Source organism: Streptomyces sp. NPDC094448 (genome assembly GCF_044763775.1).
GTDB lineage: Bacteria > Actinomycetota > Actinomycetes > Streptomycetales > Streptomycetaceae > Streptomyces.
On the sequence record NZ_JBIWGU010000017.1, the window covers coordinates 65748 to 80057 of the forward strand.

The window sequence follows — 14310 nt, forward strand, 5'->3', positions numbered from 1 at the left end:
CAGGGGTCCACAGCGCGGCCGGATAGGCTCGTCCGCGATGGACACCGAGAACACACGCACGGAGCGCGACCGCTCTTCCGCAACCGACCGCCCGGACCCCGTCCCGGCGGCGGAGCCCGGCACTGCCGCCGGGACCGTGGAAGAGGGGTCGCGCTCCGGGCGTTTTCCGGGCCCGGCCCGGGTGGCGGGTCTGCTGGGCGGCACCTGGCGCCGGTCGGCGCTGCTGGCGGTCGTCTGTCTGGGGACCGTCCTGCTGGTCAGCCGGTTTGTGGCGCAGCCGTTCCATATCCCCAGCGGTTCGATGGAGCCGACGCTGCGGACCGGGGACCGGGTGCTGGTGAACAAGCTGGCGTACGGAGCGGACGCGGAACCGGAGCGCGGCGATCTGATCGTCTTCGACGGTACGGGCTCCTTCGTACGGGAGGGAGCGGCGGCCCATCCGGTCCGGGAAGCGGTCCGCGGCGCCTTCGCGGCCGTGGGGCTCGCCGAGCCCGACGAGACCGACTTCGTGAAGCGGGTGATCGGCGTGGGGGGCGACCGGGTGGTCTGCTGCGATCAGGAGGGCCGGATCACGGTGAACGGCACCCCGCTCGACGAGCGGTATCTGCACCCCGGCGACGCGCCTTCCGATGTGGCCTTCGACATCGTCGTCCGGCCCGGCACCCTGTGGGTCATGGGCGACCACCGGAGCGACTCCCGCGACTCCCGCGACCATCTGGGCGACCCCGGCGGCGGCATGGTGCCGGTGGAGAACGTGATCGGGCGGGCCGACTGGATCGTATGGCCCGCCGGGCGCTGGGGCTCCCCGGGAGTTACGGATGCCTTCGCCCGGGTCCCGGACGCGCCCGAGGGGTCCGCGCCGGACGCGCCGGGCAGCTGGAGCGGGGGCGGACCCGGCGCTCCGGGCGCACCGGAGACGCCCGGTGCGCCGCCACCCGGCGGGGGAGCGGTCGGCGGACGGCCCCATGGGTAGGCGGGGGCGGCCCCCCGGCCGCCGTACGGATGCCCCGCTGCCCACCGGAACCCGCCCCGCCGACGGTTCGCCCGGCCTGCCCGGCTCACCCGCCCTGCCCGGCCGGGCCGAGCGGCGCCGGCTCGCCCGCCGGGTACGGCGGAGACGGCGCCGGTCGGCGCTGAAGGAGATCCCGCTGCTGGTCGGCGTGGCCCTGCTGATCGCGCTGGTGCTCAAGACCTTCCTCGTCCAGGCCTTTGTGATCCCTTCCGGGTCGATGGAGCAGACGATCCGGATCGACGACCGGGTGCTGGTGGACAAGCTGACCCCGTGGTTCGGCTCCGAACCGGAGCGCGGGGACGTGGTCGTCTTCAAGGACCCCGGCGGCTGGCTCGCGGGCGATCAGGCGCTGCCCGCGAAGAAGGACGACCCGGTCGTCGTCAAACAGATCAAACAGGGGCTCACCTTTATCGGGCTGCTGCCGTCGGAGGGCGAGCAGGATCTGATCAAAAGGGTCGTCGCGATCGGTGGCGACACCGTGGCCTGCTGCGACAGGGACGGGCGCGTCACCGTCAACGGCGTCCCGCTCATCGAGTCGTACATCAATCCGGGAAACGTTCCTTCGGCTCGGGCCTTCGAGGTGAAGGTGCCGAAGGGACGGCTGTTCGTGATGGGCGACCACCGGGCGGATTCCGCGGACTCCCGGGCCCATCTCGACGAGGAGGGGCAGGGTACGGTCGCGGTCGACGAGGTCGTCGGCAGGGCCGTGGTGATCGCCTGGCCCGTACGCCACTGGACCCGGCTCGACGGGCAGGAGGTCTACTCCTCCGTACCGAACGCGCATGCGGACGAGGGGGCGGCCACAGATCCGTCGCATACCCTGTCGTCCCAGGACCACAAAGGAATGGCCGTCCTCCCGAGCCCTGCGGAACTCTCGCTCGTTATGGGAGTGACGGGTCTGCTCGTCCTGCGGAGACTTCCGGGGCCTGCGGGTGGACGGTTCACACAGACTGAGGAGTTGATGTGGGGGACGTGGCGGTCGGCGCGCGGTCCGGACACGAGCAGCCGGAGGACAGGCCCGAGGGCCCCGACGGGCCCCCCGGGGCCCCGGGAGCTGCCGGGGCCCCGGCAGCGTCGGCGTCCGCCGCGCCTCCGGTGGCCACGTCCTCCGTGGCCGCTTCGCTGAAGAGCGACGACGGAGAGCACACGGCAGGCGGTGCGAGCGGCCCCGGCGGCCCGCTGGGCCCCGGCGCGCCGCGTGACGGCGGCGCGGGCGGTTCCGGCGGCGGCGCCCCGCTACCCCCGTCGTCGGACGGCTCCTCGTCGGGAGGCTCCTCCGGTACGGGTGAAGGCGGCGACGACGAGGGCGAGGCCCGCCCCCGCGCCCAGCGGTCGTTCTGGAAGGAACTGCCGATCCTGATCGGTATCGCCCTGGTGCTGGCCCTGCTGATCAAGACCTTCCTGGTCCAGGCGTTCTCCATCCCCTCGGACTCCATGCAGAACACCCTCCAGCGCGGTGACCGGGTGCTGGTGGACAAGCTGACCCCGTGGTTCGGCTCCGAACCGGAGCGCGGCGAAGTCGTCGTCTTCCACGACCCGGGCGGCTGGCTGGAGGGCGAGCCCACGCCCGAGCCCAATGTGATGCAGAAATTCCTCAGCTTCATCGGCCTGATGCCGTCGGCCGAGGAGAAGGACCTGATCAAGCGGACGATCGCCATCGGCGGCGACACCGTGGAGTGCAAGAAGGGCGGACCGGTCAAGGTCAACGGCGTCGCGCTCGACGAACCGTACATCTTCCCCGGCGACACCCCCTGCGACGACCAGCCCTTCGGTCCGCTGACGGTCCCCAAGGACAAGATCTGGGTGATGGGCGACCACCGCTCCAACTCCCGGGACTCCCGCTACCACACCGAGGACATCAACGGCGGTTTCGTCCCGGTCGACAAGGTCGTCGGACGCGCCGTGGTGATCGCCTGGCCGCTGAACCGCTGGGCGACCCTGCCGATCCCCTCGACGTACGACCAGAAGGGCATCAACGAGCAGGCCGCCGCCCTGACGGCCTCCTCCGCACCGCTGGTCATGGGCGCGCTCGGCGCCGTACCGCTGGTGCTGTGGCGCAGGCGCCGGCTGATCGCCCGCGAGACCCCGGCGCAGATCACCGCGGGAAGGACGCAGGAAGCCCCGTAAGGGGGACGCGGCCCGCGATACCGCCCGGTAGGGTGCCGTCCCGGGGCAGGGCGCGCGGTCGCCCTCGCGAGCCGGGGGAGTGCCGGGATGGCAACAGGACGTACGGACGACGGCCACGGCCGGCTCGGCAGCAGACTGTCGGGGCTGGCCGTGGCCGTCGGCTGTGTGCTCTTCCTCGGCGGCTTCGCCTGGGGTGCCCTGCTCTACCAGCCGTATCTGGTGCCCACGGACTCGATGACCCCGGCCGTGCGCGTCGGCGACCGGGTGCTCGCCGAGCGCATCGACGGGGACGAGGTACGGCGCGGGGACATCGTGGTGTTCCGGGAGGCCGCCTGGGGCGACGCACCGATGATCAAACGGGTGGTCGGCGTCGGCGGTGACACCGTCGCCTGCTGCGGCCGGGACGGGCGGCTCACGGTCAACGGGACGGCCGTCGACGAACCGTACGTCCGCGGCGGCGGACCCGCCTCGCCCACCGGCTTCAGTACCACCGTCCCCGAAGGAAAACTCTTCCTCCTCGGCGACGAACGCGGCAGCTCCCTCGACTCCCGCACCCACCTCCAGGACGCCGCCGGGGGAGCGGTACCCCGTTCCGCGGTGGAAGCCCGGGTCGACGCCGTCGTCTGGCCCCTGCCCGGATCCTTCCCGGAGCGGCCCGAGGCCTTCGCGGACCTGCCGGGCGGAATCTCCCGCTCCGGGCCGCTGGAGCCGCTGCTGTGGGCCATGGCCACCGGCACCGTACTGATCTTCGGCGGATCGGCGTACGGCCTGGCCGCCGCAGGACTCGGCCGAAAGCGGCGGAACGAGGCGGCGACCGGTGTCCGCTGAAGCGAACCCGGCCCCGGGCACCCCCGGCGCTCCAGGTCATCCCGGCACCCCCGACGTCCGGGACACCCCGGGCGGGCCGCGGCGGGCCGCCCGTATCGTCCTCCTCGACCCCGACGACCGCATTCTGCTGATCCACGCACATGAGCCGGACCACCCCGGCACAAGCTGGTGGTTCACCCCCGGCGGCGGGCTGGAGAGCGGCGAGACCCATGAGCAGGCCGCCCTCAGGGAACTGGCCGAGGAGACCGGAATCACCGAGGTACGGCTCGGCCCCGTCATCTGGCTGCGGCACTGCTCCTTCCCCTTCGACGGACGCCGCTGGGAACAGGACGAGTGGTACTTCCTCGCCCGTACGGCGCAGACCACCCTCCGCCCCGGGGCCCTGACCGACCTGGAACGGCGCAGTGTCACCGGGCTCAGGTGGTGGACCTCCGCCGAACTGTCCGCGGCGCATGAGACGGTGTACCCGACCAGGCTCGCCGAGCTGCTGCGCACCATGCTCGACGAGGGCCCTCCGCGGACGCCGGTGGTCCTCGACCCCGAAATCGCCTAGGGGCGGGAGCCGCTGACGCACAATGGGGGGACGCACGGCTGAAGGGGAACATGCCATGAGCGCCGAGGACCTCGAAAAGTACGAGACCGAGATGGAGCTGAAGCTCTACCGGGAGTACCGGGACGTCGTCGGGCTGTTCAAATACGTGATCGAGACCGAGCGCCGTTTCTACCTCACCAACGACTACGAGATGCAGGTCCACTCGGTGCAGGGAGAGGTCTTCTTCGAGGTCTCCATGGCCGACGCCTGGGTGTGGGACATGTACCGGCCGGCGAGGTTCGTGAAGCAGGTCCGGGTCCTCACGTTCAAGGACGTCAACATCGAAGAACTCAACAAGAGCGACCTCGAACTCCCGGGCGGCTAGATCCCTTCTCCCGGATCGTGCCGGGCCCGCATATCCGCGGACCCGGCCCGGCCACGGGCCCTCGGCCGGCTCCCGGCGCAGGCCCTCCCGGCCCCTCCGTACTGCCGTCGGCTCACCCGCACGGGTGAGCAGGTTCTCCACAACCCGCCGGTTGTCCACCAAGATCCACACGCCGGCGGACGGCACGTCACCCTCGGTGCCAGGAGGTGGTGCCGAGATGAACGCCACAGGGGCACTCGGACAGTACGGCGAGGACCTCGCGGTACGGCTGCTGGCCGATGCCGGAATGACGGTCCTCGCCCGCAACTGGCGCTACGGACGCACCGGTGAGATCGACATCGTCGCCCGCGACGGCGACACCGTGGTGGTCTGCGAGGTCAAGACCCGGAGGGCCGGCCCCTTCGAGCACCCGATGCAGGCCATCACACCCACCAAAGCCGCCCGGCTGCGAAGCCTCGCCGAAGGCTGGCTGGAACGGCACGGCGGACCACCACCGGGCGGCATCCGCATCGACCTCGTCGGGGTCCTGCTGCCCCGGCGCGGAGCCCCCGTCGTCGAACACGCCAGGGGGGTGGCCTGATGGGATTCGCCCGCGCCTGCTCCGTCGCCCTCGTCGGCGTCGAAGGCGTCGTCGTCGAGGTCCAGGCAGACCTCGAACCCGGCATCGCCGCCTTCACCCTCGTCGGACTCCCCGACAAGAGCCTGACCGAGAGCCGCGACCGGGTCAGGGCCGCCGTCGTGAACTCCGGAGCCGAATGGCCCCAGAAGAAACTGACCGTCGGCCTCAGCCCCGCCTCCGTACCCAAGGGCGGCAGCGGATTCGACCTCGCCGTCGCCTGCGCCGTCCTCGGCGCCTCCGAACGCGTCGACGCCCGCGCCATCGCCGACCTCGTCCTCATCGGTGAACTGGGACTCGACGGACGCGTCCGGCCCGTCCGCGGAGTCCTGCCCGCCGTCCTGGCCGCCGCCGAAGCCGGCTACCGCCAGATCGTCGTCCCCGAACAGACCGCCGCCGAGGCAGCCCTCGTCCCCGGCATCTCGGTCCTCGGGGTCCGCAGCCTCCGCCAGCTCATCGCCGTCCTCAACGACGAACCCGTCCCCGCCGAAGAACCCGTCTCCGACGGCCCCGACCCCATGCTCGCCGGACTGATGGTCCCCGGAGCCGGAGTCGGCACCGGACTCGCCCACTGCCCCCACGGCCACCCCGACCTCGCCGACGTCGCAGGCCAGCACCTGGCCCGCACCGCCCTGGAAATCGCCGCCGCGGGCGGACACCACCTCCTGCTCTCCGGCCCGCCCGGCGCCGGAAAAACCATGCTCGCCGAACGGCTCGCCGGCCTCCTCCCGCCCCTGACCCGGCGCGAATCCCTGGAAGTCACCGCCGTCCACTCGGTCGTCGGCATCCTCCCGCCCGGCCAGCCGCTCGTCCACCGCGCCCCCTACTGCGCCCCGCACCATTCGGCGACCATGCCCGCCCTCGTCGGCGGCGGCAACGGACTGCCCCGCCCCGGAGCCGTATCCCTCGCCCACCGCGGGGTTCTCTTTCTCGACGAAGCACCCGAATTCACCGTCAAAGCCCTCGATGCGCTCCGGCAACCCCTGGAGTCCGGCCAGGTCGTCATCGCCCGCAGCGGCGGAGTCGTCCGGCTCCCCGCCCGCTTCCTCATGGTCCTCGCCGCCAACCCCTGCCCCTGCGGCCGCCACTCCACCCAGGGCGGAGGCTGCGAATGCCCACCCGCCGTCATCCGCCGCTACCAGGCCCGGCTCTCCGGACCCCTGCTCGACCGGGTCGACCTCCGGGTCCGGGTCGACCCCGTCCACCGGGCCGACCTGATGGGCCGAGGAGGCCGCGGAGAGTCCAGCGACGCCGTCGCCGACCGCGTCCAACAGGCCCGCCACCGCGCCGCCGACCGTCTCCGCGACACCCCCTGGACCGTCAACAGCGAAATCCCCGGCCATGAACTCCGCACCCGCTGGCCCGTCCAGCCCGGCGCCCTGAACGGCCCCGAACGCGATATGGAACGGGGACTCCTCACCGCCCGCGGACTCGACCGCGTCCTCCGCGTCGCCTGGACCGTCGCCGACCTCGCGGGCCGCGACCGCCCGGAACCCCAGGACGTCGACCTCGCCCTCGAACTCCGCACCGGAGTACCCCGCGGCACCACCATCCCCACCGGGGGAGGCCCCCGATGACCGGCCACGACACCCACCACCCCGCCCCCACCACCCCGACCGGACCCGGACCCGTCGCCGGACATCCGCACCCGCCGGACACCGGCATCCACCGGCCGCCGCCCGACGACCGGGACCGCATCGCCCGCGCCGCCCTCACCCGCATCATCGAACCGGGCGACCGCCGAGCCGGACAGTGGCTCGACCGGCTCGGCGCCGGCGAACTGCTCGACCGGATCACCACCTCCACCGACAGCCCCCGCGGCGAACCCCCACTGCCCGGCGCCGGCCCACGCAGACTCGCCGCCTACCGGGCCCGCGCAGCCGCCGCCGACCCCCACCGCGACCTCGACACCATCACCACCACCGGCGGCCGGTTCATCTGCCCGGGCGACCCCGACTGGCCCACCCAACTCGACGACCTCGGCCCCGCCCGCCCCATCGGCCTGTGGACCAGAGGGCCGGCCCCCCTCAGAACCTGGGCCCTGCGCTCCGTCGCCGTCGTCGGAGCCCGCGCCTGCACCCCCTACGGCACCCATATGGCCACCACCCTCGCCACCGGCCTCGCCGAACGCGGCTGGGTCGTCGTCTCGGGAGCCGCCTTCGGAATCGACGGCGCCGCCCACCGCGGCGCCCTGGCCGCCGACGGTGCCACCGCCGCCGTACTCGCCTGCGGCGTCGACGTCTGCTACCCCGCCGGACACACCGAACTCCTCCGCCGCATCAGCGAACAAGGCATCGTCATCGGCGAGTTACCACCAGGGGATCACCCCACCCGCAGCCGCTTCGTCCTCCGCAACCGCGTCATCGCCGCACTCACCCGGGGCACGGTCGTCGTGGAAGCCGCCTACCGCAGCGGCTCCCTCGTCACCGCCCGCCACGCCCGCGAACTCGGGCGCCACGTCATGGGCGTGCCCGGACCCGCCACCAGCACCCTCTCCGCCGGAGTCCACGAACTGCTGCGCACCGAAGGCACCCTGGTCACCGACGCGGACGACATCGTCGAAATGACCGGCCGGATCGGCGAACTGACACCCCGGCGACGCGGCCCCGTCCACCCGCAGGACTTTTTGGACCCCGAAAGCGCCAGAGTCCTCGAAGCACTCCCCGCCCGCGGCAGCGCCCACCCCGCACATCTCGCCACCGTCGCAGGAACGACCACCGACAGAACGCTCGCCAAACTGTACGAACTCCACGCGCTGGGATTCGTCGAACGCACGGGGGAGAGCTGGACCCTGGCCCCCCGCGCGCATCGCGAGTCGAACACGCGGCGAGGCGGTCCTTGATCCGGGGCATTCGGGTGAAAAAGTGATGGGGGCGACCCCAGCCGGGCCGTCCGCCGCATCCCAAGACCGGCGTACGCCGTCGCAACGCCGGCACCCGGACACCGGAACGGCGGAACCCTTTGCGCGCGGTCGCCCACCGGCCTTCGCCCACTGCGACCATTCAGTCACGCTACGCTCACCACCTCCGGCCAAGGCACCCGTACCCCCACGGCGCCCGCACCCCCACTCCCCGCACCACCCGCCCGGCCTCCCCCGCACCAACCGCCCTACCCGCCCGGCCTCTCCCCGCTCCGCCCGCTCCACCGTCCGTCCCTCGCACCGAGTCCCCTCAACAGCAGAACGGCTCAAGGCAACGCATGCCCCAGCACACCCCCGGGTCTGATCGCGCGCCAACGCCCCCCGCTGCCCGTGGCGCCGCGCGCCCCCCCGCCCCCTCGTCGCTAGAGGAGTTGTGGCAGTCGTACAAGGCCACCGGGGACGAGCGCCTGCGCGAACAGCTGATCCTGCACTACTCGCCCCTGGTGAAGTACGTGGCCGGCCGGGTCAGCGTCGGCCTGCCCTCCAACGTCGAACAGGCGGACTTCGTCTCCTCCGGAGTCTTCGGACTCATCGACGCCATCGAGAAGTTCGACATCGAGCGGTCGATCAAATTCGAGACGTACGCCATCACCCGCATCCGCGGCGCGATGATCGACGAACTGCGCGCCCTCGACTGGATCCCGCGCTCCGTCCGCCAGAAGGCCCGCGCCGTCGAACGCGCCTACGCCACCCTCGAAGCCCAGCTCCGCCGAACGCCCAGCGAAGGCGAAGTCGCCTCCGAGATGGGCATCGGCATCGACGAACTGCATGCCGTTTTCAGCCAGTTGTCCCTGGCGAACGTCGTCGCCCTCGAAGAGCTTCTCCATGTGGGCGGCGAGAGCGGCGACCGGCTCAGCCTCATGGACACCCTGGAGGACACCGCAGCCGACAACCCCGTCGAGGTCGCCGAGGACCGGGAACTGCGCCGGCTGCTCGCCCGTGCCATCAACACCCTCCCGGACCGGGAGAAGACCGTTGTCACCCTCTACTACTACGAGGGCCTCACCCTCGCCGAAATCGGCAATGTGCTCGGCGTCACCGAGAGCAGAGTCAGCCAGATCCACACAAAATCCGTCCTCCAGCTGCGGGCGAAACTGGCCGACGTCGGACGCTGACGGCGAATCGGCCCATCCTCTTGCGCCGCATCCGTAAAGTGGAAGGGTGCCCAGGATTCGAGCGGCCTCCGTGGCCGAGCACCGGACCATGCAGCGCGACGCACTGCTCGACGCCGCGCGCTCCCTGCTGTCCGAAGGCGGCACGGAAGCGCTGACCTTCCCCGCCCTCGCCGAGCGCACCGGCCTCGCTCGGTCCTCCGTGTACGAGTACTTCCGCTCCCGCGCGGCCGTCGTCGAGGAACTGTGCGCCGTGGACTTCCCCGTCTGGGCGGCCGAGGTCGAGGCCGCCATGGAACGGGCGGACGGCCCCGAAGGCAAGGTCGAGGCCTACGTCCGCAGCCAGCTCAACCTGGTCGGGGACCGCCGCCACCGGGCCGTCGTCGCCATCTCCGCCGGTGAACTCGACGACGGCGCCCGGGAGAAGATCCGTGCCGCCCACGGCGGCCTGATCGCCATGATCGTCGAGGCCCTCGCGGAACTCGGCCACGAACAGCCCCGGCTCGCCGCCATGCTGCTGCAGGGCGTCGTGGACGCCGCCGTCCGCCGGATCGAACTCGGCATGGCGGACGACCCCGCGGTGATCGCCGACGCGGCGGTCTCCCTCGCCCTCCACGGTGTCCACCCCTGACTTTCCCTTCCGGGGGCCCCTCCCCCTCCCCCTCCCCCTCCCCCCCCGCCCCTCCCCGCCCCCGTTCTGTTCGTCGTGTCGGTTGTCAGTGGTGCCGTGCGTGGGGGATCCGCGCCGGTGGGTGGTGTCCGTCGGCGCGGGGTGTCCCGGTGGATGTGGTCATGGGTGTGTGCGGTGTCCCGGGTGGCCGGTCCGGGGGTGGTGGCGTGGTGTGCGGGGGAGTAGTCGGGAGGGTGGGCGGTGGAGGAGGGAGAGCGGGTCGAGGTAGTCGCGGGCGCGGAGCAGTCCCCAGTGGAGGCAGGACGTGGGGCAGTGGCGTGGGGCGGCGGAGACCCGGGCGACGGTCCGGCCCGCGGTGACGCGGGTGCCGGCGGGGTGGAGGGTGTCGACGGGTTCGTGGGTGATGCGCAGGGGTGGGTCGCCGGTGCCGTCCAGGGTGAGGGCGAGTACTCCGCGGCCTGCGATGCGGCCGCTGAAGGAGATCCGGCCCGATCCGGTGGCCCGTACTTCGGTGCCGGGAGGTGCGGCGAGGTCCACTCCGCGGTGGCCGGGTCCGTAGGGGGAGGCGGGTGGGGTCCAGCCGCGGAGGATCCTGGGGCGGGGCACGGGCCAGACTCGCTCGTTACTTACGGTGACCGAGTGGTGGGTGGTGCGGGGAGGGTCGGGTGGGGGGCGGCGGGTGGTGGCCGGGCCGGCGATCACGGAAGGTGACAGCAGGGCGGGGAGCAGGGCAAGGGCGGTCAGTGAGGTGTACGGCGAGGTGTAGGGCATGGGATGAGGGTGCACCCGGGGGTGGGAGGTGGGTGGATCATGGCGTGGTTCTGTGGACAGCCGTTCGGTTGTGGACAACGCCGTCACCCGGGACCGTCCGGGTCCCGTACACTTCTTCTGGCGATCCGGGTCACCGGGTCGACTTCGCACGCCCCGCCACCGTGCAGCCCATCCGGGTCGGTGGCCGCGCCCCTCGGTCCTTCGCGGCAGGCGCATCGGGGCGTCAGGACATCAACCGAGAATCCAAGGAGATACGGCCATGGCCGTCGTCACGATGCGGGAGCTGCTGGAGAGCGGCGTCCACTTCGGTCACCAGACCCGTCGCTGGAACCCGAAGATGAAGCGCTTCATCTTCACCGAGCGCAACGGCATCTACATCATCGACCTGCTCCAGTCGCTGTCGTACATCGACCGCGCCTACGAGTTCGTCAAGGAGACCGTCGCGCACGGCGGCTCCATCATGTTCGTCGGCACCAAGAAGCAGGCCCAGGAGGCGATCGCCGAGCAGGCGACCCGCGTGGGCATGCCGTATGTCAACCAGCGCTGGCTCGGTGGCATGCTGACCAACTTCTCCACCGTCTACAAGCGTCTGCAGCGCCTCAAGGAGCTGGAGCAGATCGACTTCGAGGACGTGGCCGCCTCCGGCCTGACCAAGAAGGAGCTGCTCGTCCTCTCCCGTGAGAAGGCGAAGCTGGAGAAGACCCTCGGCGGCATCCGCGAGATGCAGAAGGTGCCGAGCGCCGTCTGGATCGTCGACACCAAGAAGGAGCACATCGCCGTCGGTGAGGCGCGCAAGCTCCACATCCCGGTCGTCGCGATCCTCGACACCAACTGCGACCCGGACGAGGTCGACTACAAGATCCCCGGCAACGACGACGCGATCCGCTCCGTCACGCTGCTGACCCGTGTGATCGCCGACGCCGTCGCCGAGGGCCTGATCGCCCGTTCCGGTGTCGCCACCGGTGACTCCAAGCCGGGCGACAAGGCCGCCGGTGAGCCGCTCGCCGAGTGGGAGCGCGACCTCCTCGAGGGCGAGAAGAAGGCCGACGACGCCGAGGCCGAGAAGCCGGCCGAGGCCGCCGCCGAGGCCCCCGCCGCCGAGGCCCCCGAGGCCGAGAAGCCGGCCGCGGACGCCGAGCAGGCCTGACCGCCGCAGAGCACGGCAGGTGAGGACGGCGGGGGCGGTGCCAGGCGGCACCGGCCCCGCCGTCCGCCCCCGGATCCGTACCGCCCCGCCCAGGGCCGGGTGTCCGGGCCGCGCGGCTCGCGCCGCCCGGCCCGTACCGGATCCGTCTCGACTTCGACTTCCGACCTTTCGAGGAAAGATTCAAGGACATGGCGAACTACACCGCCGCCGACGTCAAGAAGCTCCGTGAGCTGACCGGCGCCGGCATGATGGACTGCAAGAAGGCTCTGGACGAGGCCGACGGCAACGTCGACAAGGCCGTCGAGCTGCTGCGCGTCAAGGGCCAGAAGGGCGTCGCCAAGCGCGAGTCCCGCACCGCTTCGAACGGCGCCGTCGTCTCCCTCATCTCCGAGGACAAGACGACCGGTGTGCTGCTGGAGCTGAAGTGCGAGACGGACTTCGTCGCCAAGGGCGAGAAGTTCCAGGCCGTCGCCAACGCGCTCGCCGCGCACGTCGCCGCCACCTCCCCGGCGGACCTGGACGCGCTGCTCGCCTCCGAGATCGAGGCAGGCAAGACCGTTCAGGCGTATGTCGACGAGGCCAACGCCAACCTCGGCGAGAAGATCGTCCTCGACCGCTTCGCGCAGTTCTCCGGTGCGTTCGTCGGTGTCTACCTGCACCGCACCATGCCCGACCTGCCGCCGCAGGTCGGCGTGCTCGTCGAGCTGAGCGCCGCGAACGCGGACGTCGCCAAGGACGTCGCCCAGCACATCGCCGCCTTCGCGCCGAAGTACCTGTCCCGCGAGGACGTCCCGGCCGAGGTCGTGGAGAACGAGCGCCGGGTCGCCGAGGCCACCTCCCGTGAGGAGGGCAAGCCCGAGGCTGCCCTGCCGAAGATCGTCGAGGGCCGGGTGAACGGTTTCTTCAAGGAGGTCACCGTTCTGGAGCAGGCCTTCGCGAAGGACAACAAGAAGTCCGTCCAGAAGGTTCTCGACGAGGCCGGTGTGGAGCTGAAGCGCTTCGCCCGTATCCGCGTCGGCGCCTGACCCGGACGCAGGAACGCCGGTACCCGCGTCCCCGGCGCCGCCCGGAACGGCGGCACGGGGACGCCGAGTACGCGGTCGATCCGTCGGCCCGCTAGGGTTTCCCACGCAGTCACAGGCCGCGTGGGCCCCGGGCGGCGCCGTTGCGCCCGGAGCGCCGGACGACCGCAGATCTGACGAGGAGGCCATTGCCGACAGGGACACCAGTACCCACCGGCGATGGCCTTCCTCGTATGTGCACGAGGAGATCTCCATGAACAAGGGCGCGGACGCCACCCAGGCAGTTGGCGACAACAGCGACCACGACCACGACGGGAAGCACGACGTGAACGAGCCCGGTGCCGGACGCTTCATGCTGAAGCTCTCCGGAGAGGCCTTCTCCGGCGGGACGGGCCTCGGAGTGGACCCCGACGTCGTGCACGCCATCGCCCGCGAGATCGCGGCCGTCGTCCGGAGCGGCGCCCAGATCGCGGTCGTCATCGGCGGCGGCAACTTCTTCCGCGGCGCCGAGCTGCAGGTACGCGGCATGGACCGGGCCCGCTCCGACTACATGGGCATGCTCGGCACCGTGATGAACTGCCTCGCGCTCCAGGACTTCCTGGAGAAGGAGGGCATCGACTCCCGGGTCCAGACCGCCATCACCATGGGCCAGGTCGCCGAGCCGTACATCCCGCTGCGGGCCGTACGCCATCTGGAGAAGGGCCGTGTGGTCATCTTCGGCGCCGGTATGGGCATGCCGTACTTCTCCACCGACACCACCGCCGCCCAGCGCGCCCTGGAGATCGACGCCGAGGCCCTGCTGATGGGGAAGAACGGGGTCGACGGGGTCTACGACGCCGACCCGCGGACCAACCCCGGGGCGGTCAAGTACGACGCGCTGGAGTACGGCGAGGTCATCACCCGGGACCTCAAGGTCGCCGACGCCACGGCGATCACCCTCTGCCGTGACAACGCCCTGCCGATCCTCGTCTTCGAACTGCTGGCCGCGGGCAATATCGCCCGTGCGGTACGTGGTGAGAAGATCGGCACGCTCGTCAACAGCAAGGGCACCCGAGCCTGAACCCGGGGGGTGTCCCGGGCGTCCCGGAACGGACGTCCGACGATATCCGGGGATGGACAAAGCCCTGCCGGTCGGACACCGTGCAGGGAAGACGCGACAGGTTCCGCCCGACCGGGCAGTTGTCAGCCGGGCCTACTCAAGACACGC

The 14310-nt window shown here is 71.5% G+C and carries 14 protein-coding genes and 1 pseudogene; 14 read left to right on the plus strand and 1 reads right to left on the minus strand.

What is annotated here, in order from left to right; translation table 11 throughout:
• The first annotated feature begins 37 nt into the window (after positions 1-37).
• From lepB (ACIQ9E_RS27960) to ACIQ9E_RS28010, 11 genes and pseudogenes are all read left to right on the plus strand, one after another.
• A complete protein-coding gene (lepB, locus tag ACIQ9E_RS27960) occupies positions 38-973 on the plus strand; it encodes a signal peptidase I (protein ID WP_403711662.1) in 936 nt (311 codons plus the stop codon).
• Positions 966-2064: pseudogene (gene lepB / locus ACIQ9E_RS27965) on the plus strand (signal peptidase I); the annotation flags it as partial. The gene lepB (ACIQ9E_RS27960) and the pseudogene lepB (ACIQ9E_RS27965), both read left to right, overlap by 8 nt.
• Positions 1985-3139 carry a signal peptidase I gene (gene lepB, locus ACIQ9E_RS27970; RefSeq protein WP_403711821.1) on the plus strand — a complete coding sequence of 385 codons (1155 nt, stop codon included), beginning with the start codon at positions 1985-1987 and terminating at the stop codon, positions 3137-3139. The pseudogene lepB (ACIQ9E_RS27965) and the gene lepB (ACIQ9E_RS27970), both read left to right, overlap by 80 nt.
• A gap of 87 nt (positions 3140-3226) precedes the next feature.
• Positions 3227-3967, plus strand: a complete 741-nt coding sequence (gene lepB, locus ACIQ9E_RS27975) for a signal peptidase I (RefSeq protein ID WP_403711664.1) — start codon at positions 3227-3229, stop codon at positions 3965-3967.
• Positions 3957-4520 (plus strand): NUDIX hydrolase, encoded by a 564-nt coding sequence (locus tag ACIQ9E_RS27980; protein WP_403711666.1) that lies wholly within the window; start codon positions 3957-3959, stop codon positions 4518-4520. Before lepB (ACIQ9E_RS27975) ends, ACIQ9E_RS27980 begins: the two co-directional genes overlap by 11 nt.
• 55 nt (positions 4521-4575) lie before the next feature.
• A complete protein-coding gene (locus ACIQ9E_RS27985; RefSeq protein WP_003965949.1) occupies positions 4576-4884 on the plus strand; it encodes a DUF2469 domain-containing protein in 309 nt (102 codons plus the stop codon).
• A 217-nt stretch (positions 4885-5101) separates the two neighbouring features.
• Positions 5102-5464: a YraN family protein gene (locus ACIQ9E_RS27990; RefSeq protein ID WP_403711668.1), complete on the plus strand. Its 363-nt coding sequence runs from the start codon at positions 5102-5104 to the stop codon at positions 5462-5464.
• Positions 5464-7077: a YifB family Mg chelatase-like AAA ATPase gene (locus ACIQ9E_RS27995; RefSeq protein WP_403711670.1), complete on the plus strand. Its 1614-nt coding sequence runs from the start codon at positions 5464-5466 to the stop codon at positions 7075-7077. Before ACIQ9E_RS27990 ends, ACIQ9E_RS27995 begins: the two co-directional genes overlap by 1 nt.
• Positions 7074-8342 (plus strand): DNA-processing protein DprA, encoded by a 1269-nt coding sequence (gene dprA / locus ACIQ9E_RS28000; RefSeq protein ID WP_403711672.1) that lies wholly within the window; start codon positions 7074-7076, stop codon positions 8340-8342. Before ACIQ9E_RS27995 ends, dprA begins: the two co-directional genes overlap by 4 nt.
• A 356-nt stretch (positions 8343-8698) precedes the next feature.
• The gene (gene whiG, locus ACIQ9E_RS28005; protein WP_403711674.1) at positions 8699-9535 is read left to right on the plus strand and encodes an RNA polymerase sigma factor WhiG; all 837 of its coding nucleotides are present in this window, start codon (positions 8699-8701) and stop codon (positions 9533-9535) included.
• Positions 9536-9605: 70 nt separating this feature from the next.
• On the plus strand, positions 9606-10163 hold the full coding sequence (locus tag ACIQ9E_RS28010; protein ID WP_403711823.1) for a TetR/AcrR family transcriptional regulator: 558 nt from the start codon (positions 9606-9608) through the stop codon (positions 10161-10163).
• A 159-nt stretch (positions 10164-10322) separates the two neighbouring features.
• Here ACIQ9E_RS28010 and ACIQ9E_RS28015 read toward each other — a convergent pair whose 3' ends face one another.
• The gene (locus tag ACIQ9E_RS28015; protein ID WP_403711676.1) at positions 10323-10934 is read right to left on the minus strand and encodes a peptidoglycan DD-metalloendopeptidase family protein; all 612 of its coding nucleotides are present in this window, start codon (positions 10932-10934) and stop codon (positions 10323-10325) included.
• Positions 10935-11193: 259 nt separating this feature from the next.
• On the opposite strand from ACIQ9E_RS28015, the gene rpsB reads away from it, so the two are divergent.
• The 3 genes from rpsB (at position 11194) to pyrH (ending at position 14163) form a co-directional block, all read left to right on the plus strand.
• The gene (gene rpsB, locus ACIQ9E_RS28020; RefSeq protein ID WP_403711678.1) at positions 11194-12081 is read left to right on the plus strand and encodes a 30S ribosomal protein S2; all 888 of its coding nucleotides are present in this window, start codon (positions 11194-11196) and stop codon (positions 12079-12081) included.
• Positions 12082-12269: 188 nt separating this feature from the next.
• A complete protein-coding gene (gene tsf / locus ACIQ9E_RS28025; protein WP_403711680.1) occupies positions 12270-13106 on the plus strand; it encodes a translation elongation factor Ts in 837 nt (278 codons plus the stop codon).
• Between the two features lie 250 nt (positions 13107-13356).
• Entirely contained in the window at positions 13357-14163 is an 807-nt protein-coding gene (gene pyrH, locus ACIQ9E_RS28030; protein ID WP_403711682.1) for a UMP kinase, read from the plus strand.
• Positions 14164-14310 lie beyond the last annotated feature (147 nt).

Bases quoted from the DNA above. Each gene is read 5' to 3' on its own strand.
- lepB (WP_403711662.1), top strand. From the start codon at position 38: ATGGACACCGAGAACACACGCACGGAGCGCGACCGCTCTTCCGCAACC.
- lepB (WP_403711664.1), top strand. From the start codon at position 3,227: ATGGCAACAGGACGTACGGACGACGGCCACGGCCGGCTCGGCAGCAGA.
- ACIQ9E_RS27985 (WP_003965949.1), top strand. From the start codon at position 4,576: ATGAGCGCCGAGGACCTCGAAAAGTACGAGACCGAGATGGAGCTGAAG.
- ACIQ9E_RS27990 (WP_403711668.1), top strand. From the start codon at position 5,102: ATGAACGCCACAGGGGCACTCGGACAGTACGGCGAGGACCTCGCGGTA.
- ACIQ9E_RS27995 (WP_403711670.1), top strand. From the start codon at position 5,464: ATGGGATTCGCCCGCGCCTGCTCCGTCGCCCTCGTCGGCGTCGAAGGC.
- dprA (WP_403711672.1), top strand. From the start codon at position 7,074: ATGACCGGCCACGACACCCACCACCCCGCCCCCACCACCCCGACCGGA.
- whiG (WP_403711674.1), top strand. From the start codon at position 8,699: ATGCCCCAGCACACCCCCGGGTCTGATCGCGCGCCAACGCCCCCCGCT.
- ACIQ9E_RS28015 (WP_403711676.1), bottom strand. From the start codon at position 10,934: ATGCCCTACACCTCGCCGTACACCTCACTGACCGCCCTTGCCCTGCTC.
- rpsB (WP_403711678.1), top strand. From the start codon at position 11,194: ATGGCCGTCGTCACGATGCGGGAGCTGCTGGAGAGCGGCGTCCACTTC.
- tsf (WP_403711680.1), top strand. From the start codon at position 12,270: ATGGCGAACTACACCGCCGCCGACGTCAAGAAGCTCCGTGAGCTGACC.
- pyrH (WP_403711682.1), top strand. From the start codon at position 13,357: ATGAACAAGGGCGCGGACGCCACCCAGGCAGTTGGCGACAACAGCGAC.